We start from the raw sequence: 18,478 nt of genomic DNA on the forward strand, positions 1-18,478 counted from the left end.
GCAACACTGCCTCACCGGCTATTGACGCTCCCCGGGGGCCGCGTTACCCTTGTGTCTGCGCCGCCGCGGGGTGGAGCAGTCTGGTAGCTCGTCGGGCTCATAACCCGAAGGTCGCTGGTTCAAATCCAGCCCCCGCAACCAAAGCGCAGCGGGCCCCGAAGTTCGGGGCCCGTTCGATTTTGTAACGACTGCTGAACGACTATGGAGACGAGATGTCTGATCACCTGCCCACCGATCCCACCCCGGCCAACGACACCCCTCGCGTCACCCACTCCGGTTTCGTGGCTATCCTCGGCAAGCCCAACGTGGGCAAGTCGACGCTGCTGAACACCATCCTCGGCGTGAAGGTCGCTCCCATAACGCCGAAGCCCCAGACGACGCGGAGGGGCGTGCGGGGGATCTACACCGAGGAGGATCGGCAGCTGGTCTTCGTCGACACCCCGGGCCTGCACCGCACGAAGGGCCCCACGGCACTCGACGAGTACATGGGCAGAGAGGTGCGCGGCGCCCTCGTGGACGTAGAGGTGGTCCTCTGGGTGGTCGACCTGCGGCGCCCGCCGGGGGATGAAGACCGCGACGTCGCCCGGCTACTGAACGGCATCGATCCGGAAACGCCCATCTGGCTGGTGGGCAACAAGCTGGACGCGGCCCGGTACCCGGATGAAGCCCTCGACCTCTACAGCGATCTGACCAGGACAGACAGGGTCTACAAGCTCTCGGCGCTCAACGATCCAGAGGCGGTATACGAGCTGCGACACGACCTCTTCGAACTCCTTCCAGAGGCCCCCTTCTTCTTCCCCGAGAACATCCGCAGCGACCAGTCACGTGAGGCGTGGGCGGCGGAGCTCATCCGCGAGAGCGCCATGACTCACCTGCGGGACGAGCTTCCCTACGCCGTCGCGGTGAACGTGACGAGCTGGGAGGACGCGGAAGGCGAGGGACCCGATGTGATCACTGCCGAGATATGGGTGGAGAAGCAGAACCACCGAGGGATGGTTATCGGCAAGCAGGGTTCGATGATCAAGGAGATCGGCCGGACCGCCCGGAAGCAACTCGAGATCTTCGTCAACCGCCGTCTCTACCTAGACCTCGAGGTGGTCGTCCGCAGGAACTGGCGCGAAGATCCCGAAGCCCTTCGGGAGCTGGGCCTGGAGAACTGATGGAAAGTCGGCGGTCGTGCCGATAGCCGCCCGCTGGCGTTCGCTCTCCGACCTTCCCGCACCACGGGGCCGGGAGGCCATGCCCGGCGTCTACGAGATCGCCGACGGGGAGAAACGGACGATCTACATCGGCCAATCGGCACGGGACGTGCCTAACCGATTGCGTCAGCATCTGGCGCGCAGCCCCTGCGTCTCGGACGCGGGTCGTTACTGGCGTTACTCCTACAGCCGCATCCCACGAGCAGAGGAGGCGCGGCTGCTGTCGCAGCACCAGGAAGCGTACGGGGAGTTGCCCCGGTGCAACCGTGCCAAGCCACTCGAAAGGGATGCCCGGAGGCGCTACGCGGAGCGGAGCAGCGACGAGTGAGAACGCTCGGAGGAGCCGGTAGAGAAATTGTAGCGTGCCCCGAAAAGCCGATGAATATCGGGAAAGTTTGTGAACAACCCTACTTGTGGCAGTTGTTACATTGTGCTATAAACCTTCGAGACGAGGGAGGAGCAGGCTTCTCTTCTCACCAGACCTTGGAGGGACTAAATGCGTAAGTTCATCGTTTCACTGCTGGCCATCTCCGTACTGGGATTCGGCGCTGCTTTCGCACAGATCGTGACGACCGACGCCGATGTCGACTTGGGCGACCAGTACTGGGCAGGCGCCTCCTTCGGCTATCCCTTCGGCGTGAACTTCCACTTCGGAGCCGAGGACCTCTTCTCCGAGGGCATGGACCTGCGGGGTAACATCACGGCCGGCTTCGGCGGCGCCTTCGGCGTCGGTGCCGACGTACTCTTCGACCTGCCCGTGGACACCGGTGCTACTCCGGTCGACGTCTACGCCGGAGGCGGGGTAGCGGTTCGGTTCGGCGAGCTTGACGCTGTCGACGGAATGGACACCGGATTCGGCGTGGGCCTGATGTTCGGTGGCGAGTACCGTCTCTTCGACGCCGGCTTCCCCGAGGGCGGCGTCTTCGCCGAGGTAGGTCCGGCCCTCAACTTCGGCGCCGGTGATCCTTTCGGCGTGAACGCCAAGATCGGCTTCAACTACCACTTCTGAACGAATCGGTAGACAGCAGCGCCCGGATTCCGGTCCGGGCGCTTCCTTTTGCATATTGCCAGGGGCCCCTGTTCAGGCGCAGGCGTATAGGACCCTGCTGACGGCAGCGGGCGTGTCCTCGGCCGCCAGCCCTCGCTTCTTCAGAGAGAAGCCGGGCGGGTAACGAGTAGGTTCGACGCTGAACGGCAACTCCCTTATCGCCCGCGAGTCGTAGTCTACCGAGTCGTCCCCGAAGGCGATCTCGATATCCGTCATGTGTTCTTTGATCGAAACGACACCGCGCTCGGCAGCCAGGAGCCTCAGCTTGACCAGTTCGACGAACGCCTTGACCCCAGGCGGCAACGGTCCATACGACTCGCGCATCTCACGGGCGATGCGGCCCACCTCTGCCAGACTGTCGGTCTCGGCGAAGCGTCCGTAGAAGGCGATCCGTTGGTCGTCGTCCTGGATATAGCTGGGGCTCAGGCGCGCGTCGAGGTTGAGGTCCACGGCAACGGCTGGACGCTCCTCGGACTTCTTCTCGCCCTTCAGTTTGGCGATCTCCTCGGCCAACATCTCCGTGTAGACCTCGAGGGAGACCGCGTTTATCTGGCCGTGCTGTTCTGGGCCCAGCAGATTGCCCACGCCACGGATCTCCATGTCCTTCTCGGCGAGCAGGTGACCACTCCCCAGGTCGTTCAGCTCGGCGATGGCGTAGAGGCGGCGCTGGGCCTGCTCGGTTAGCCGTCCCGGGTAGAAGAGGTGGGCCCAGGCTTCGGTCTCGCGCCTGCCCACCCGTCCTCTAAGTTGGTAGAGCTGGGCCAGGCCAAGGCGGTCGGCCCGCTCGATGATGAGCGTGTTGGCACCGCTGATGTCGAGGCCCGATTCGACGATGGTGGTGGCCAGTAGCACGTCATAGGCGCCATCTTCGAACGCGAGCATCACCTCCTCGAGGTCGTCGCCATCCATCTGCCCGTGTGCCACTCCGATGCGCGCTTCGGGCACCAGCTGCTGGAGCGTCCTCGCGCGCATGCCCATGGAACCGACTCGGTCGTGGATGTAGTAGGTCTTGCCGCCTCGCTCCAGTTCGAACAGGATCGCTTCCCGCACCGCAACCGGATCGTACGGTTGCAGCACCGTCTGGATGGGCTTGCGGCCCTCGGGTGGAGTCATTATCTGGGACACGTCGCGGAGGCCGACGAGGCTCATGTAGAGGGTCCGAGGGATCGGGGTGGCCGACAGCGAGAGCACGTCGAGGTTCGCCCTGAGCGACTTGAGCCGCTCCTTCTGTCCAACCCCGAAGCGATGCTCCTCGTCGATGACCAGCAGACCCAGCTGCTTGAACACCACCGACTCCGAGAGGAGTCGGTGAGTACCCACGACGATGTCGACGGAGCCGTCGGCTAGCCCTCTAAGTGTTTCGGCCGCCTCCCGGTCGCTCGTGAACCGGGAGAGCATCCGCACCTCGACCGGCAGTTCGCGGAAGCGCTCCGCGATGGTTTCGTAGTGCTGCTTGGCAAGCACGGTGGTGGGTACCAGCATCACGGCCTGGCGGCTGTGACCCACAGCCCTGTGAGCCGCCCTGATAGCCACCTCGGTCTTGCCGAAGCCCACGTCGCCCGAGATCAGCCGATCCATCGGTACGGGCCGGGCCATGTCTGCCAGCGTCGCCTCGATCGCCTGGGCCTGGTCGCCGGTGAGGGTGAACGGGAAGTTCTCGGCGATGAGCCGGTCCCAGTCGGGCAGTTCGGGCAACGCCACTCCGGGAGTCACCTGACGCTCGGCGTACGTCTTTATGAGCTCAGCCGCCAGCTCCTGGGCGCTGGCTCGCGCCTTCTCCCTGGCCCTCGCCCACTCGTTGGTGCCCAACGTGGAGAGCCGCGGAGGATCGTCGGTGGTGCCGGGGTGTCGCCGCAGGAGCGGCAGCTGCTCCACCGGCAGGTAGAGCTTCCCCTCGCCCGCGTAGCGCAGGATCAGGTAGTCGCGGGTGACGCCCACCACCTGGCGCGGCTCGAGCCCCAGGAACCGTCCGATCCCGTGATCGGGATGGATCAGGTAGTCGCCCACCGACAGTTGGGCAGCGTCCCGTAGCGAGCGACCCGGCAGCCGCTTGAGCTTGCGTCCGCCCTGGTGACCGTAGAGGAGTTCCTCGGTGAGGACCACCTCGCGGCTCTCGTCGTCACGGTAGCCGCCGGCGGTTTCAGGGGCGATGGCCAGGCCCACTACCCCCGGACGGTGCTCCACCCTGTTTGCCCAGCGGCTCTCCAGGTGGTCGATGACCCGCTCGCGCAGGTAGCGGCCGCTCCGCTCGAACTTCAGGAGCAGGGTAACGCTGTAACCATCGGCCAGCCACCGTTCGGCATCGGCACTGAACTCGGAGAGGCGCCCACGGTAATAACCGAGGGGCTCGAGTCCGGAATCGGCCACCTCGAGTTCGAGGGGGTCTCGTCCGAAGGAGACGACATCGCGCTCCTTCAGATGCTGCCACAACCAGCCGGCCCGGTCGCTCCCCAGCTCCCCAGTCACCAGTTCCGGCGAGTCGAGGAAGACCGTGCCGGGAAGCTTCTCGAGCAACCGGGCCGTCCAGTCGCCCTCGTCCTCGACGCCGGAACCCGGCAACGGCGCGATCGCGAAGCTGTCGAGGGGAACGTCGCCAAGCAGCAACCGATCGAGTTCGTCGCCGAAGAATTCGAGCTTGAGTTCGTCCTCGGCCACTTCACCGTTCCGGTGCACGGTGATCGTGTCGCCTCGGACGGTGTAACCGGGCAGTTCGTCCCGCCCGTAGCCGCTCTTCTCGAGCCTCTCCTGGAGTTCGTCGCGGGGGTAGCTGCCGCCCACCCGCAGCTCGAACCGGTACCGCTCGGGATCTGCCGGGAACGCCTTGACCGCCTGGTCCAGGCTCAGCACTACCTTCTCGGCACGTTCGAACCAGTCGGCCAGTCCGGGGTCTATCGATCGCTTCGCCGCGAACACGGCGGTGTCGGCGAAGTACTCCAGCCTCTCCGCCGTGGTGAGGACGACCGCTGGCCCGGTATGCCTGGCGAACAACGCCAGCCGCGCCACGCTCGGAACCCCGAGGAGCCGACGGCCGGTGCCTTTCTCTGTGACTACTGTGCTGGGTCTGGTCATAGTGAAGCGCATCTACCCCGGAGGGCGGGGCAGGCGGCGTCATTCTACTCGCTGGTCCCGCCGACCGACGTCTTACGCCTCTTCCCGGCGCTCCGCTTCGGCTTCCAGTGCGAGCTGGTAGGCGAGGTTCCGGGGAGCGCCGAGCGCCGCCAGCGCCCTGCGAAGGTCCTTCCCGGAGAGGCCCTCGCGGGCGAGCGACCGCGCCTCGACCCGATAATCGCCCGCCTGCTCCTCGGGATGCTCGGGGGCCGGGCCCACCACGATCACCACCTCGCCCTTCACCTCGTCCGAACCGAGTCGCTGGGCGAGGCTTGCCAGCGAGCCACGGTAGGTCGTCTCGAACCGCTTGCTCAGTTCCCGGCTCACCGAGGCCTGGCGCGCTTCACCACACACCTTCGCCAACTCACTTAGGGTGGTCCCCAGACGACGTGGCGACTCGTAGAGGACCGAGGTGGCGTTGGAGGAGGCGATGGCCTGCAAGCGCTCTCGGCGCGCTCTCCCTTTGCGCGGCAGGAAGCCTTCGAAGGTGAACCTCGCCAGGGGTAATCCCGATATCACCAGGGCGGGCACGAAGGCTGTCGCCCCCGGCAACGCCTCCACCTCGAAGTCGAGTTCGAGCGCCAGCGAAACCAGCTCCGCCCCGGGATCGGATATGCCGGGAGTACCGGCGTCCGTAACGAAGGCGAGGTTCTGGTACTGCTCGAGCACCCGCCTTCCGCGATCTCCTATCGTGTGAGCGTCCAGACGGACGAGGGGCCGGTCGACCCCGAAGTGATCGAGCAGTTTGCGACTGTGGCGGGTGTCCTCCGCCGCGACCGCATCGGCAGCCTTGAGCGCCTCGATGGCCCTGAACGTCATGTCCTGCAGGTTTCCTATCGGGGTCGGTACGAGGACAAGCTTGCCCACGCCTACTCGGGCATCTTGGAGTCGAAAACGGGCCGCAGGACCCGGGGACGTGAGCGTTTGCGGGAGTTGCGACGCAAAGCGTTACGGAGCGTCGCCCTGATGTACTCCGCTTCGCCGATGGTCACCGTCACGACCGCCCCCTCGGGCAGCCGAGCGCCTTCGACGAGCATGACTTGGCCCTGTCGAACGACCCCTTTGTACGCTCGCATGGACCCCTCCTACTTTCGGTTGGCCCGACGTGTCTGCTCCACCCCCGCCAGAGCTGCCACCCCGATGAGCACGGGCAGGGCGATCCGCATCTCGCGAGGTAGGCCCAACCACTCGACGGCGCGACCGAGCAGCGGCAGGGTGAAGGCAGCGGCGACAAGTAGCGCCGGCATGCCCGCATATCCGTTACGCCGTTCCCTGCTCAACCTGTTCCAAGCCTAGCAGTTATAGCCCGCATGGCAAGGGTAGCGGGTCAACTGACTCGATTTCGTCAGCCCGCGAGCGAGCGGTAGTAGCTCGCTTTGCTCCCGAGACCCATCGCCCTGTACGAGTGACTCAGCTTGGCGGCGAAGAAGCGTACCGCTCGCAGGTCTCGGGCCAACCGCGACTGTTCGTAACAGTAGAGGTAGTGGTGTGTGGCCATGTGCCACTCGCGGGCCAACTCGGCCTGAGAAGCGCGTAGGTGCGCCTTACGCACGTCGTGAATGCTCTGCTGCCAGTTCATCCTGCCTCCGGGGGCTCAGCTGCCGTCCGCGTGCGCGGGCGCTAGTCGCTGAAGCAAGGTATCGGGGTAGTAGAAGCGAAGTATCTGTTCGAAGCCATAACCGGCACGAGCCAGCGAGCGGGCGCCGTACTGGCTCATCCCCACCCCGTGACCGAAGCCGTCGCCGCGAGCGACGAGGTCGCCGACCATGGTGAATCTCGTGGACTTGAAGCCACTTTCGCGAAGCAGTGAGGTGAGGGTGGATCCGCCGAGGATGATCTGGCCCTCGCTGCCGGCAACCTCTGCTCTCAAGACCCTGCCCGACTCGCTGTAGGCGAGCACTCGCAGGCTGCGGACCGTGCCGACGTGGTGCCCGAGCGTCGCGAGGGTGCGTCCCATGCGGTCAGGGTCGATCACGTGTCGCCAGTGTCGGTGGGGAGTAGTCGAGGTGACGTCGACCCTCGAAGCCAGGTACGGGTAGGGCGTTCCCCACACCTCGGCGCTCGAAGCGAGTTCACCCCCGGAATCGGAGTGGTAGTAGGTGTGTGCGAACTCGCCGCCGTAGGTGAGCACGAGACCGGCGGTCTGGGCTATGGCCGTGTCGCTGCGTCGGTGTTCGGCGGCGACGCCGTCGTACGCCTGGCACTCGACGGTGGCGCAGATATCGAAAGGTTCCGTCGGCTCGAGCGAGATGAGGGTGTAGGTCCGCGAAGCCACCGACTGGGCTTTGAGCGCCTCGAGTGGCCAGGCCGCGGCCATCTCGGCTGGAACTACCCCGCGCAGGTACTCCTCCAGGCCGAGGACGTTGACGACGAGCAGTTCGTCGCCATCCGCTACGAACCTGAGGGCGCCGCGGTAGGTGCTGCCATCCCACTCCACCACCCCGCTGTGGGGCGCGAGCATGAACGAACGGCCCACCCGCATCCCGTCGACGTTGATCTCACTCGCGACCGAATCGATCGGCCAGGCAATGCCCAGGCTGGTGTCGAAGATGAGGGCGCCGTCGGCGTAACCACGGTGGCCCTCGTCGATGTGGATCCTCACCTCGTCGTGCGCCCGCTCGAGCAGGACCCGCACCTGGACCTCCTGGGCATACGCAGAAGAACCGAGGAGGAGCATGACGAGGACGCGGCACACGACCGAACGGGGAGACATCGTGGGCAATTATCGGTTAGGAGAAGCTGCTCACGGACCGGGATTTTCCACAAGGATCGGGGTGTGAGAGACCTCTCCAGGAGCAGCTTTTCGCAGGGTTATAGGGGTGGGCTGGCGCCCCGGTGGAGGCGCCGTCAGATGCCCGTTCTTTGGGGTCTCGCTCTTACAGTTCGGCCGCAGTAGGCAGGCTCACCCGGAAGAGTCCCGTGGCGTCTTCGAACTGGAGCTGGACGCTGTAGATGCCGCGTCCCTCGGCGAGGACCTGGTCGAGGGCTATCCGTTCTCCACGGCCGTAGGTCTGTTCGAAGACCTTCACTTCGGGCAGCGCCGGCACGCCGGTCTGATACGAGAAGGGCCTCTCGTAGAAGACCGCGACGGTGACCCTCCCCTGCTGGACGCTACCGGACACCTCGAATGGGAGGCTGTCGCTGTTGATCGTCTTGCGGGTGGCCTCCGCCACGTAGTCCTTCTTATAGACGTACATCGGGGTCTGGGAGGCTATTCCCACGTACCAGCCACGCCACTCTCCCACGGCGAAGAAGATGACGCCCAGGACGATGCAGGTGACGAGGAAGTCGCGCACGTGACCAAGTATAGGAACGGTTGCGCCCGGCCGTTGAGAAACATGTCAAACGTGCGTTTTAGGCGTACCGAAAGAAGAGGGCCGGCGACACGGTAGGCGCCGGCCCTCTTCCTCTTCGAATGGCTCGCTCAGAGACCCGGGCGAGGCTCAGGCCCTCGTCTGCTCCTCCACGCGATGCATGTTCCGGAGCACGAAATGCAAGATCCCCCCGTTGCGGTAGTAGTCGATCTCCACCGGGGTATCCACCCGACAGGTGACGGTGAAGCTGCCGGTGCTGCCGTCCGGTCGGGTGAAACGCACGTTCACATCCTGGCGCGGCTGCAGCGTGTCGTCGATCTCGATGTCGAAGGCCTCCTCGCCGGTCAGTCCCAGCGACTTCGCATCCTCACCGGGCTTGAACTGCAGCGGAAGCACTCCCATACCTACCAGGTTCGAGCGGTGGATGCGCTCGAAGCTGGTGGCGATGACGGCGCTGACGCCCAGGAGGTAGGTGCCCTTGGCGGCCCAGTCGCGGCTCGAGCCCATCCCGTAATCGACCCCGGCAAGGACGACCGTAGGGATCCCCTTGTCGATGTAGTTGCGGCTGGCCTCGTAGATGCTGGTGACCTCGCCGGTGGTGAAGTCGGTGGTCCAGCCGCCCTCGGTGCCCGGAGCCAGCTGGTTCTTGAGCCGGATGTTGGCGAATGTGCCGCGCGTCATCACCCGGTCGTTGCCGCGCCTCGAACCGTACGAGTTGAAGTCCTTCTGGCTCACGCCGTTCTCGATCAGATACTTACCGGCGGGAGTGTCGGGGCCGATGGCACCGGCCGGTGAGATGTGGTCGGTGGTAACCGAATCGCCGACCTTCGCCAGCACCCTCGCACCCGAGATCGGCTCGATCGGCTGCGGCTCGGTACTCATGTCGACGAAGAAGGGCGGCTCCTGGATGTAGGTGGAATCTTCGTCCCAGGCGAAGATCTCGCCACCCTTTACGGGGATTTTGTTCCACTCTTCGTTGGAGCGTTCGATCCCCTCATAGATGCGTGCGAACGTCTCCGGGCGCATGGCGTTCTCGAGTTGCTCGGTGATGTCCTCGAAGGTCGGCCAGATGTCGGCGAGGTAGACGTCCCGACCATCCTTGCCCTTGCCCAGAGGTTCGTTGACCAGGTCGATGTCCACGGTTCCGGCGATCGCGTAGGCGACCACCAGGGGCGGAGAGGCGAGGTAGTTGGCCTTGACGTGGGGGTTGATCCGACCCTCGAAGTTGCGGTTGCCGGAGAGGACGCTGGCGGCGACCAGGTCGGCTTTCTCGATGGCCTCGACGACGGGTTCCGGGAGGGGTCCCGAGTTGCCGATGCAAGTGGTGCAGCCGTAGCCGACCAGGTAGAAGCCGAGCTGTTCGAGGTAGGGCATCAGGCCGGCGTCGGTCAGGTACTCGGTGACTACCTTGGAACCGGGTGCCAGGCTCGTCTTCACGTACGGCTTGGTATCCAATCCCGCTTCGACCGCTTTCTTGGCGACCAGCCCGGCGGCCAGCATCACCGACGGGTTGGAGGTGTTGGTGCAGGAGGTGATGGCTGCGATCACCACGTCCCCGTGGGTGATTTCGGACTCGGTGCCGTCGATCGTCAGCTTGGCCTTCTTCACCAGCTGTTGCTCACCGAGTGCGTACCCGCGCTTGTCGACAGGCTTGCGCAGGTCCTCCTGGAAGGTGCGTTTCATGTCGGTCAGCAGGATGCGGTCCTGTGGGCGCTTGGGGCCCGCGAGGGAGGGCTGGACCGTCGACAGGTCGAGCTCGATGGTCTCCTGGAAGAGCGGGTCGGGCGTGTCGTCAGTGCGGAATAGACCCTGTGCCTTCGTGTAGCGTTCGACGGCTTCGACCTCATCGGGCAGACGGCCGGTCTGACGCAGGTAGCGAAGCGTCTCCTCGTCGACCGGGAAGAAGCCCATGGTCGCCCCGTACTCGGGCGCCATGTTACCGATCGTCGCCCGGTCGGGCACCGTCATGGTCGAGAGTCCCGGTCCGTAGAACTCGACGAACTTGCCAACTACGCCCTGCTTGCGCAGCAGCTGGGTTACGGCGAGGGCAAGGTCTGTCGCGGTCGACCCTTCCGGCAGCTTGCCTACCACCTTGAAGCCCACTACTTCGGGTGTGAGCATGTAGATGGGCTGGCCCAGCATCACCGCCTCGGCTTCTATCCCGCCAACACCCCAACCGACCACTCCGATGCCGTTGATCATGGTCGTGTGCGAATCGGTGCCTACTAGCGAGTCGGGGTAGATGACGGTGCCGTCGACGTGCGGCTGGCTGAGCACGCCTTTGGCCAGGTACTCGAGATTGACCTGGTGGACGATGCCCGAAGCTGGTGGCACCACGTTGAAGTTGTCGAAAGCGGCCTGGCCCCAGCGGAGGAACTCGTACCGTTCGCGATTCCGTTGGAACTCGATCGCGGCGTTGTTGGCGAGCGCGAGCGGCGAGTCGTACTCGTCGACCTGCACCGAGTGATCGATGACGAGATCGACGGGGATCTGGGGGTTGATCCGCTTGGGGTCACCCCCCAGCCGCTGCATGGCGCTGCGCAGGGCGGCGAGGTCCACCACGGCCGGCACACCGGTGAAATCCTGCAGGATCACTCGCGCCGGTTTGAACGGAATCTCGACCTGAGCGGGCTGGGCAGCGTCGTAAGCCGCCAGCCGCTCGATGTCTTCGGCGGTGACGTCGTAGCCGTTCTCGTTGCGTAGCAGCGACTCGAGCAGCACCTTTATCGAGAAGGGCAACCGGTCGATCCTGCCCACGCCCTGTTCCTGGAGCTTCGACAGACGGTAGTAGTAGGCCCGACCCGAGCCGGTGTCGAGCAACTCACGAGCGTCGAACGAGTTTATCGGTCTGGTCTGTGCCATCGAGGATGCTCCTTCGGGGTCTCTGCGCGTTTACTGACTCCAGTGTCGGCCTATCCTAGATGATATGAAAGACCGCACATCACATAGAAGGCCTGAGCCGCGGACAGCCAGCGGCCGACCGGTAGCAGGCGTGATGGTCGTGCAGGACCGCCGGATGGCGGACCTACTCACCGACCCCGCCACTCTCCGGCAACTCGAACCGTTCCTGGGCCGGGCCGTGAGTGTGGCGCAGGCAGCACGCGAGACCGGCGAGAAGCCGAACACCGTGCTCTCCCGGGTACGACGCCTGCTCGAAGCCGGGATCCTGGTCGAGTACGAGCGCATCCCCCGCCAGGGCCGGCCCATGAAGCTCTACCGCAGCGCCGCCGACACCTTCTTCATACCGTTCGACGCCACCTCGGCCGAATCACTGGAGGCGGCGCTGGCCGAACGTGAGGCGTACTGGGAGAAGTTGCTGAGAGAGAACGTCGTGCGCGCCAGGTTCGAATACGTGGGGGAGTGGGGCACCCGGATCTACCGGGACTCGCGCGGACGACTCCAGATCCAGACGGCGATAACCCCCGACAAGAACTACACCACCCTCGACCCCGAGGGGCCAGCCGTGCTATCGGCCTGGCGGGAGCGGGTCTACCTCGATTTCGAGGACGCCAAGGCGTTGCAGCAGGAGATGTTCGCGCTGCTCAAACGCTATCAGCAGAAGGAGGGCGCTCAGCGCTACATCGTCCACCTGGCGATGGCGCCGGTTGCCGAGTAGGGCATCCGGCTCGACTATTCGGTGAGCAGCAGTAGCAGTACCATCGAGCATGCCGAAGTCACACTCAACACCCCGTATGGCCGTCGTTCCCTGGATAGTGGCCCTGGTCACGCTCCTCGGCGCCTGCGCTCCTACCGCCGCACCTGCTTCCGGTGACGCTTCGAGCGAGCTCGAGCGCACGGCCCAGCTCGCCTACCACCGGATGGAGATCGGCTACCTGCAGACAGGCAGCTACACGACCAACGCCCTCGTCGACCTCGAGCTGCCCCGCGGAGTGAGGTGGACCCTCGAGGAGTTCAGCGAGTCCAGTTACCGGCTGCGTTTCACCGACGACGAGAATCCCGGCGAGGCGTGGCTGGTCAGTCCTCGCGGAGTGATGCCCGCCAGCTCGAGCGGATAATCTTGACGACGACGAAAGTAGTTGCGAGCCCCTGATGGGACTCGGGAGTGGAGAGATGGTGATCAAACCTCGGTCCGTTCGCTCACTCGCCCTCGCAGGGTGCCTGGCCCTGTTCGCTCCGGCGTTCGCCCAGTTGCCCCTGGCCGAACTGGCGCCCCCCGATACCGCGGTCGCATTCGCATTCGGCAGCGGCGGCGCCCCGTTCGCCGAGCTGCGTCGTGACCTGGCCCAGCTCGAATGGCAGGCCGCCGCCCGGACGCTTAAGTCGCTCGCCGCCAGTTCCGCCGAGTTGGAGGGCCTCTCCGACCTGCTGGCCGGCCCCGGAGGAGCAGGAGCGCTCGATACGGCGTTCGAGGGGAGCTGTCCGGCACTCCGGGAACCTCTCTCACGGCTGTCAGACGGCCGCTGGCTGCCGCCGATGGAGGGCCTGCTCGCGATCGAGATCGACGGTGTGATGCCTTCACTGACGGCGGTCGTTCGACTGGAATCGCCGCCTGCCTCGGCCCTCGAAGGTTTGAGGTCGGCGCTGGCGGAGTGCGCTTCGGTCGTGAGCAGCAGCGAGTCGAGCGTCGGCACCGTCGATCTCTACCACCTGGGCGCAGGCGGCTCACTCGTCGCTACCGTTACGGACGATGGCCTCATAGTGGCAGCGACCGCTCCATCCCTGCTGCTGTCGGTCCTGGACAGGGCGGCGGGTACGAGCACCGGGGCGGAACTCCTGGGCTCGTTCGAACGGTTCGAACGGAACGAGACCTACCTTGGCGTCGCCATACGACCCCCGGCTTTCATCCGCCTCCTCGAGTTGTTCGCCGGCCCGTCGGAAACCGACCAGGCGCTCGCAGCCCGGGCCCGCGACGCTCTGCTTACCGTACGGAGCATCGCTGCCCAGTGGAGCGCCGCCGACTCAAGGATGGTGACCGAGTGGGCGATCGAGGTCGACCCGAACGGCCCCGATCGGGAGCTGGCCCAGCTGCTACTCTGCGACACCTGTCTCGCGAGTACCCCCTTCCTCATCCCGGCCGATGCGCTGGCCGCCTCCTCCAGTCGGCTTCCCCTCGAGGCATCGCTCGAGTACCTGGAGGGTTGGCTCGCCCTATCGGAGGACGCACTAGACCTCCGTGCCCTGCTCCGCAACGAACTCGGTCTCGACCTCGACCGAGACCTGTTCGACTGGTTGGGCGAGGAGGTCCACGCGGCCGTACTCGGGGCGGTGGACACCGACCTCAGGACGCTACTCTACGGACCGGGACAGCTGTTCATGATCCCGGTAACGTCAGAAGCCGAGGCTTCCGCGGCCCTCGACCGGATCGAACGCGCGCTCGGGGAACGACTCCCTGACGAGGCTGCCCCGGAGTTCCCCGTAGCCCTACGCAAGGTGGAGTACCGGAACTTCGAATACGACCGCATCCAGGCCTCGGTCAACCTCGACCTCGGCGTCGGACTGATAGGTAACCACCTCGTGCTCGCCCACCCCTCCAGGAGCATAGAAGCGGTCATCGACACCTTCCTCGGAGATCCGGGGATGGTGTCGCGACCGCTGTACCGCGAGGCGGTGCGCTCCACGCCGGAGGACGCCCAGGCGGTCTGGGTACGGCAGAGCGCGGCCCAGATCGAGGGGTTCGCGGAGCTGCTCCGCCTGGCCGCGCAGCCATTGGCGTTCGGACTTCAGGTGGCTGCAGTAGGCCTGGAGGACGCGGGGGCAGAGGAGCCGGTTCCGCTTTGGCCGATATCCACAGCTGAGGTAGAGCCGCAGACTTTGCAGGTACGAGACCCGGCCGTGATGGTCACGGGTGCTCTGGATGAAGCAGCGGGTGACCCGTACATCGACGGTGAGCTTTCGGACCTCTACCGTCTGGAGGGCCTCGAGGCCGGCGACGAGGTCACGGCCGAACTCGCCAGCAACGAATTCGATACCGCCCTCAGTCTCATCGACCTCGCGGAGCAGGTCGTGCTCGAGTACAACGACGACATGCCGGACACGTCGCGTTCCGAGATCGTTTTCACCGTCCCGGAGGGATCCGAGTTGGCGCTGCAGGTGACGTCGTTCGGCGGAGTTTCGGCCGGCAACTACCAGCTCGCGGTCGAGGTCGAGCGGGTCAGCATCGCCAGGCCCGAAGCGGCCACTCCCCTGCCGACCTTCGCCGAGATCCTGACCGTCACCGAACTACCCGCCGAAGCACTCGATATCGTCGCAGAGCACGTCGGAACGACGGTGGGCTATACAGTCACCGGTGGGTCGGTGCTCTACAGCAGGAGCGAAACCAGCCTCGGCCACTGAAGCTTCCCCAAGGAACGCCGCCGGATCCAACGACTGGACCGGCGGCGATTCGTCGAGATCGGCCTTCGCTCAGGAGACCGTGGACTGCCCCACGTGCCGCTCGAGCCTCGCTTCGTAGGCATTCTTCGGCGCGGCGCCTACCATCGTTTCCACGGCTTCACCATCCTTGAACAGGATGACCGTGGGGATGGACATGACGCGGAACTTCATGGCCGTCTGCGGGTTCTCGTCGACGTTCAGCTTGCCGACCCGCATACGACCCTCGTACTGCTCTGCCAACTCTTCGACCACGGGGGCGACCATACGGCAAGGTCCGCACCAGGGGGCCCAGAAGTCCACCAGGGTGAGACCTTCGCGGGTCACGTCCTCGAAGTTCTCATCGGTAATAGTGACTGTGTTCTCAGACATGGCTCCTCCAGGGCCAGAGTAGTGCGGCGTCCGGCCTGCTCATGTCATACCGTGAACACGCTCCTCTGCAGGCCGAAGATGCTACTGCCGTCCCGGTCCAGTCCACCGGTGGATGCCGCCGGCATCGTCGCCACGCACGAACCGTGGCGGATGCAACCCTAATGCCCGGTACCCTCCCTTGACGGCTGCCCGAACGAGGGCCTGCGCTCCCGCTCTCTCGCCGTGCTGCTCCAGAGCCGCATAGACTTCATCTTCCACCGAGAGAGTAGGGCTCGAGCCGCGCGAATCGGTGCCGAGGGCGACCGTCACTCCCTGCCTGGCGTAACGCTCCCAGGGGAAGCGCCCGCAGCCCAGCGCCTCGTTCGAACGGGGGCAGTGAACGACGGTGCAAGCGTGCCTCTGGACGAGAGCGATCTCCTCGTCGGTCACGTGAACCATGTGGACCAGGGTCGGCGAGGCGTCGAGGACGCCTAGGCTCTCCAGCAGACAGACCGGCGTGAGTCCGGAGGGCTTCCATTCCGGCGGCAACCAGTTCTCCATGGCCCTCGCCAGCGGACCGCTTCCGTCCCGATGCAGGGCCAGCTCGCCTGCGGCTTCGGCCACGTGGATCTGCATCGGCAGCCCCAGCCGGCGAGCGAGCTGGGCGAGGCCCTTCAGAAGCGGCGCGCTCACCGTGTGCGGAGTGTGGGGCGAGAGGCCGACTCGCATCCCCCCCGACCTCTCGAGCTTCTTGAACTCGAGCAGGCGCGCTTCGGTCTCGTTGAGGATCCTCTCGGCATCGTTCGGGTCCGCGCCGAGCACCTCCCAGTAGGCGACGCCTTCGAGTCGTTCGTGGCCGAGCAGGAAGTGCATCACCTCCTCGCGAGTGACGATGTCGCCGACTACCGTCGTGCCCGTACCAAGGAGCTCCGCCACCCCGAGTTCGGCGCTCTCCAGCGACCGGGCTCCGCCCCGAGAGTGGGCGATCACGGCGCTGATGAACTCCTCGTAGGAAGACCGGTTGAATCCCATGTTGCTCAGGTCGAGGTGAGTGTGGGCGTTCACCGGTGCCGGCGAGAGGGCGAACGGGTACTCCTCGACGTTCGCATCGGGGAAAGCGCCGCGCAACTCCGCTGCATCCCCCACGGCGGCAACCGTCCTCTCCCCGAGCGCCTCCTGCACGACGACCGCTCCGTCTCGCCTCGGGTTGCCCAGGCCGTTGTAGACGATGGGCGCGCTCAGCAGGCTCCTCTGCACTTCGTCGACGTCAGGAGGCCTGGGCCGCGACCTGCTGAGGCTCTTGCCAGGCGCTTACATCGGGCCGGGCGATGATGTTGTAATCGCTGTCGCGCTGCACAGGCTTGAAACCTGCCAGGACTATCTGGCGGATGATCTCCGCTTCCGCGGTAGCGCGATGCTTGGCACCGGCCTGAGATACGACGTTCTCCTCGAGCATGGTAGATCCGAAGTCGTTGGCGCCGAAAAAAAGGGCCGTCTGGGCGACCTTGTAACCCATAGTCGGCCAGGAGGCCTGGAAGTTCTGGATGTTGTCGAGCACGAGGCGGCTCACCGCCAGGTTCTGGAGGTACTCGTGAGAGCCGGCGCCGGGTGCTTTGCCCTCGATCCGCACGCCCTTCGTTTGCAGTGTCCAGGATATGAAAGCGCTGAAGGCGTTAGGGTGCGTCGTTAGCGCCCTGTCCTGCTGGTCTCGAACCCGCAACATGCTCTCGACACGCTGCTCTTTCGTCTCACCGAACCCGATGACCATCGTGGCCGTCGTGTAGAGACCCAGGCTTTGCGCGTCGTCCATGACCGCGATCCACTCGTCCGCCGAGATGCGCGCGGGAGCGACATGACGGGCATGCCGAACTTCGTCTACGAGGATCTCACCGCCACCTCCCGGCAGTCCGTCGAGGCCCGCAGACTGGAGCTTCTCGAGGACCTCCAGGCTCGACATCCCGGTGAGCTTGACCATCCCCTTGATCTCCTCTGGGCTGAACGCCTCGATTCGCACTCTCGAGTGATGTTCCTTCAGGTAGCGGAGCAGGTTCAGGTACCAGTCGAAAGGCAGATCGGGGTGAACTCCGCCCTGCATGAGGATGCGGGTGCCGCCCAATGCCTCGAGTTCGCGGACTTTCTCACCTATCTCGTCGTACGTATGGACGTAGGCGTCGGACTGACGACCGGTCCTGTAGAAACCGCAGAACGAACAGCCGACATTGCAGACGTTCGAGTAGTTGATGTTGCGGTCGATCAGGTAGGAGACCTCATCGGGAGTCGTCCGCGAACGCCTCGCCGCATCGGCGGCGGCGGCCAGTTCGAAGAGCGGCAGGTCATAGAGTTCGACAGCGTCTTTCGCGTCCAGCCGCTCGCCGGCGGCCGCCCGGGAGAGCAGATCCATGGCGCGAGCATAGCACCGGCCTACGAGACCTCCTGATCTCGCAGGGCACTAGCGAACCGCAGCTTCTCTCCCCGCACGAGAACGAGGCTCCCCTTTGACTGGCCGTGTGAAGGATTTAACGCGAGTAAGGATTCTGTAAGTTTTCCGTCAGAACAGTGCCCCTATCGTAAGCCTCACCACAGTAGGCCGATTTGTATCGTGCCTCGCGATATCGGCTGGTTGTGGACGTTCAGGAAGGAGGTAGAGCAATGAAACGTGCGACAAACGCACACCGTCTTGCATTCATTCTGATCCTTGTAGCTCTCACCTCGCTCGCGTTCGCGGCACCACCGGAGTGGGCCCAGGGGGAACCGCCGCCCTTCAACGAGGAGGATTGCGTCTTCGAGAATGGGCGGACGATCTGCGAGTTCGTGGAGGTGACCACGACCAATGATGCCGCGGGAGTCGCCCATCTGTTCCCTACGGGTGACAAGTGCGCCGATGGCTCCCTCTTGTACGAAAGGCGCTTGCCGCTCTCGATGGAAGTCCGCACGACCCGAGTCGTATTCTTCGGAACCTCCCGACAGATCGAGTCCATGGAGAGCCACCTGCAAACTGTCGAGGAGGGGTACGCCGTCGTTGGCACGAAGTGCCGATCCTAAGTCGTCCTCCGTCCGTATGAAGGGACTTCGGTCGACGAGGTAGAGAGAACAGGACGAACGCGAGACTGAAGGAGTGGCCAACGCCT

Annotated in this window: 18 protein-coding genes and 1 tRNA gene; 8 read left to right on the forward strand and 11 right to left on the reverse strand. The window is 65.0% G+C overall.

Features of this window, described 5'->3' with window-relative positions; translation table 11 throughout:
- Window positions 1-64: 64 nt before the first annotated feature.
- The 4 genes from VF168_11740 to VF168_11755 all read left to right on the forward strand — a co-directional run bounded on the left by VF168_11740 (window position 65) and on the right by VF168_11755 (window position 2,208).
- Window positions 65-141: transfer RNA gene (locus VF168_11740), tRNA-Met, on the forward strand.
- Window positions 142-212: 71 nt separating this feature from the next.
- Entirely contained in the window at window positions 213-1,160 is a 948-nt protein-coding gene (gene era, locus VF168_11745) for a GTPase Era (GenBank protein ID HEX7004846.1), read from the forward strand.
- Between the two features lie 16 nt (window positions 1,161-1,176).
- A complete protein-coding gene (locus tag VF168_11750; GenBank protein HEX7004847.1) occupies window positions 1,177-1,527 on the forward strand; it encodes a GIY-YIG nuclease family protein in 351 nt (116 codons plus the stop codon).
- Between the two features lie 168 nt (window positions 1,528-1,695).
- Window positions 1,696-2,208 carry a hypothetical protein gene (locus tag VF168_11755; protein ID HEX7004848.1) on the forward strand — a complete coding sequence of 171 codons (513 nt, stop codon included), beginning with the start codon at window positions 1,696-1,698 and terminating at the stop codon, window positions 2,206-2,208.
- A 72-nt stretch (window positions 2,209-2,280) separates the two neighbouring features.
- On the opposite strand, the gene mfd is transcribed toward VF168_11755, so the two are convergent.
- The 8 genes from mfd to acnA all read right to left on the reverse strand — a co-directional run bounded on the left by mfd (window position 2,281) and on the right by acnA (window position 11,531).
- Window positions 2,281-5,316, reverse strand: coding sequence for a transcription-repair coupling factor (gene mfd / locus VF168_11760; GenBank protein ID HEX7004849.1), 3,036 nt, complete (start codon window positions 5,314-5,316; stop codon window positions 2,281-2,283).
- 72 nt (window positions 5,317-5,388) lie between these two features.
- Window positions 5,389-6,222, reverse strand: coding sequence for a 16S rRNA (cytidine(1402)-2'-O)-methyltransferase (gene rsmI / locus VF168_11765; protein HEX7004850.1), 834 nt, complete (start codon window positions 6,220-6,222; stop codon window positions 5,389-5,391).
- A 2-nt stretch (window positions 6,223-6,224) separates the two neighbouring features.
- Window positions 6,225-6,431 carry a hypothetical protein gene (locus VF168_11770; GenBank protein ID HEX7004851.1) on the reverse strand — a complete coding sequence of 69 codons (207 nt, stop codon included), beginning with the start codon at window positions 6,429-6,431 and terminating at the stop codon, window positions 6,225-6,227.
- A 9-nt stretch (window positions 6,432-6,440) separates the two neighbouring features.
- Window positions 6,441-6,602 carry a hypothetical protein gene (locus tag VF168_11775; protein HEX7004852.1) on the reverse strand — a complete coding sequence of 54 codons (162 nt, stop codon included), beginning with the start codon at window positions 6,600-6,602 and terminating at the stop codon, window positions 6,441-6,443.
- Between the two features lie 98 nt (window positions 6,603-6,700).
- The gene (locus VF168_11780; protein HEX7004853.1) at window positions 6,701-6,934 is read right to left on the reverse strand and encodes a hypothetical protein; all 234 of its coding nucleotides are present in this window, start codon (window positions 6,932-6,934) and stop codon (window positions 6,701-6,703) included.
- Between the two features lie 15 nt (window positions 6,935-6,949).
- Window positions 6,950-8,068, reverse strand: a complete 1,119-nt coding sequence (locus VF168_11785) for a SpoIID/LytB domain-containing protein (GenBank protein HEX7004854.1) — start codon at window positions 8,066-8,068, stop codon at window positions 6,950-6,952.
- A 163-nt stretch (window positions 8,069-8,231) separates the two neighbouring features.
- On the reverse strand, window positions 8,232-8,651 hold the full coding sequence (locus VF168_11790) for a hypothetical protein (GenBank protein HEX7004855.1): 420 nt from the start codon (window positions 8,649-8,651) through the stop codon (window positions 8,232-8,234).
- Window positions 8,652-8,798: 147 nt separating this feature from the next.
- Window positions 8,799-11,531, reverse strand: coding sequence for an aconitate hydratase AcnA (gene acnA / locus VF168_11795; protein ID HEX7004856.1), 2,733 nt, complete (start codon window positions 11,529-11,531; stop codon window positions 8,799-8,801).
- A 64-nt stretch (window positions 11,532-11,595) separates the two neighbouring features.
- Here acnA and VF168_11800 point away from each other — a divergent pair, with 64 nt between their 5' ends.
- The 3 genes from VF168_11800 to VF168_11810 are packed head-to-tail and all read left to right on the forward strand — an operon-like array spanning window position 11,596 to window position 14,963.
- Window positions 11,596-12,285 carry a hypothetical protein gene (locus VF168_11800; GenBank protein HEX7004857.1) on the forward strand — a complete coding sequence of 230 codons (690 nt, stop codon included), beginning with the start codon at window positions 11,596-11,598 and terminating at the stop codon, window positions 12,283-12,285.
- Between the two features lie 49 nt (window positions 12,286-12,334).
- Window positions 12,335-12,685, forward strand: a complete 351-nt coding sequence (locus VF168_11805; protein HEX7004858.1) for a hypothetical protein — start codon at window positions 12,335-12,337, stop codon at window positions 12,683-12,685.
- Between the two features lie 55 nt (window positions 12,686-12,740).
- Window positions 12,741-14,963, forward strand: coding sequence for a DUF3352 domain-containing protein (locus VF168_11810; GenBank protein HEX7004859.1), 2,223 nt, complete (start codon window positions 12,741-12,743; stop codon window positions 14,961-14,963).
- 69 nt (window positions 14,964-15,032) lie between these two features.
- Here VF168_11810 and trxA read toward each other — a convergent pair whose 3' ends face one another.
- The 3 genes from trxA to VF168_11825 form a co-directional block, all read right to left on the reverse strand.
- Entirely contained in the window at window positions 15,033-15,371 is a 339-nt protein-coding gene (trxA, locus tag VF168_11815; GenBank protein ID HEX7004860.1) for a thioredoxin, read from the reverse strand.
- An 81-nt stretch (window positions 15,372-15,452) separates the two neighbouring features.
- Window positions 15,453-16,607, reverse strand: a complete 1,155-nt coding sequence (locus VF168_11820) for an amidohydrolase family protein (GenBank protein HEX7004861.1) — start codon at window positions 16,605-16,607, stop codon at window positions 15,453-15,455.
- Between the two features lie 10 nt (window positions 16,608-16,617).
- Complete coding sequence (locus VF168_11825) at window positions 16,618-17,751, reverse strand: CofH family radical SAM protein (protein ID HEX7004862.1); 1,134 nt, start codon at window positions 17,749-17,751, stop codon at window positions 16,618-16,620.
- Window positions 17,752-17,999: 248 nt separating this feature from the next.
- On the opposite strand from VF168_11825, the gene VF168_11830 reads away from it, so the two are divergent.
- Window positions 18,000-18,392, forward strand: a complete 393-nt coding sequence (locus VF168_11830) for a hypothetical protein (protein ID HEX7004863.1) — start codon at window positions 18,000-18,002, stop codon at window positions 18,390-18,392.
- The last annotated feature ends 86 nt before the right edge of the window (window positions 18,393-18,478 follow it).

It is taken from the genome of Trueperaceae bacterium (genome assembly GCA_036381595.1).
Lineage (GTDB): Bacteria > Deinococcota > Deinococci > Deinococcales > Trueperaceae > DASVCN01.

Bases quoted from the DNA above. Each gene is read 5' to 3' on its own strand.
- mfd (HEX7004849.1), bottom strand. From the start codon at position 5,316: ATGACCAGACCCAGCACAGTAGTCACAGAGAAAGGCACCGGCCGTCGG.
- VF168_11800 (HEX7004857.1), top strand. From the start codon at position 11,596: ATGAAAGACCGCACATCACATAGAAGGCCTGAGCCGCGGACAGCCAGC.
- VF168_11785 (HEX7004854.1), bottom strand. From the start codon at position 8,068: ATGTCTCCCCGTTCGGTCGTGTGCCGCGTCCTCGTCATGCTCCTCCTC.
- VF168_11825 (HEX7004862.1), bottom strand. From the start codon at position 17,751: ATGGATCTGCTCTCCCGGGCGGCCGCCGGCGAGCGGCTGGACGCGAAA.
- trxA (HEX7004860.1), bottom strand. From the start codon at position 15,371: ATGTCTGAGAACACAGTCACTATTACCGATGAGAACTTCGAGGACGTG.
- acnA (HEX7004856.1), bottom strand. From the start codon at position 11,531: ATGGCACAGACCAGACCGATAAACTCGTTCGACGCTCGTGAGTTGCTC.
- VF168_11810 (HEX7004859.1), top strand. From the start codon at position 12,741: ATGGTGATCAAACCTCGGTCCGTTCGCTCACTCGCCCTCGCAGGGTGC.
- VF168_11755 (HEX7004848.1), top strand. From the start codon at position 1,696: ATGCGTAAGTTCATCGTTTCACTGCTGGCCATCTCCGTACTGGGATTC.
- era (HEX7004846.1), top strand. From the start codon at position 213: ATGTCTGATCACCTGCCCACCGATCCCACCCCGGCCAACGACACCCCT.
- VF168_11775 (HEX7004852.1), bottom strand. From the start codon at position 6,602: ATGCCGGCGCTACTTGTCGCCGCTGCCTTCACCCTGCCGCTGCTCGGT.
- VF168_11805 (HEX7004858.1), top strand. From the start codon at position 12,335: ATGCCGAAGTCACACTCAACACCCCGTATGGCCGTCGTTCCCTGGATA.
- VF168_11780 (HEX7004853.1), bottom strand. From the start codon at position 6,934: ATGAACTGGCAGCAGAGCATTCACGACGTGCGTAAGGCGCACCTACGC.
- VF168_11770 (HEX7004851.1), bottom strand. From the start codon at position 6,431: ATGCGAGCGTACAAAGGGGTCGTTCGACAGGGCCAAGTCATGCTCGTC.
- VF168_11830 (HEX7004863.1), top strand. From the start codon at position 18,000: ATGAAACGTGCGACAAACGCACACCGTCTTGCATTCATTCTGATCCTT.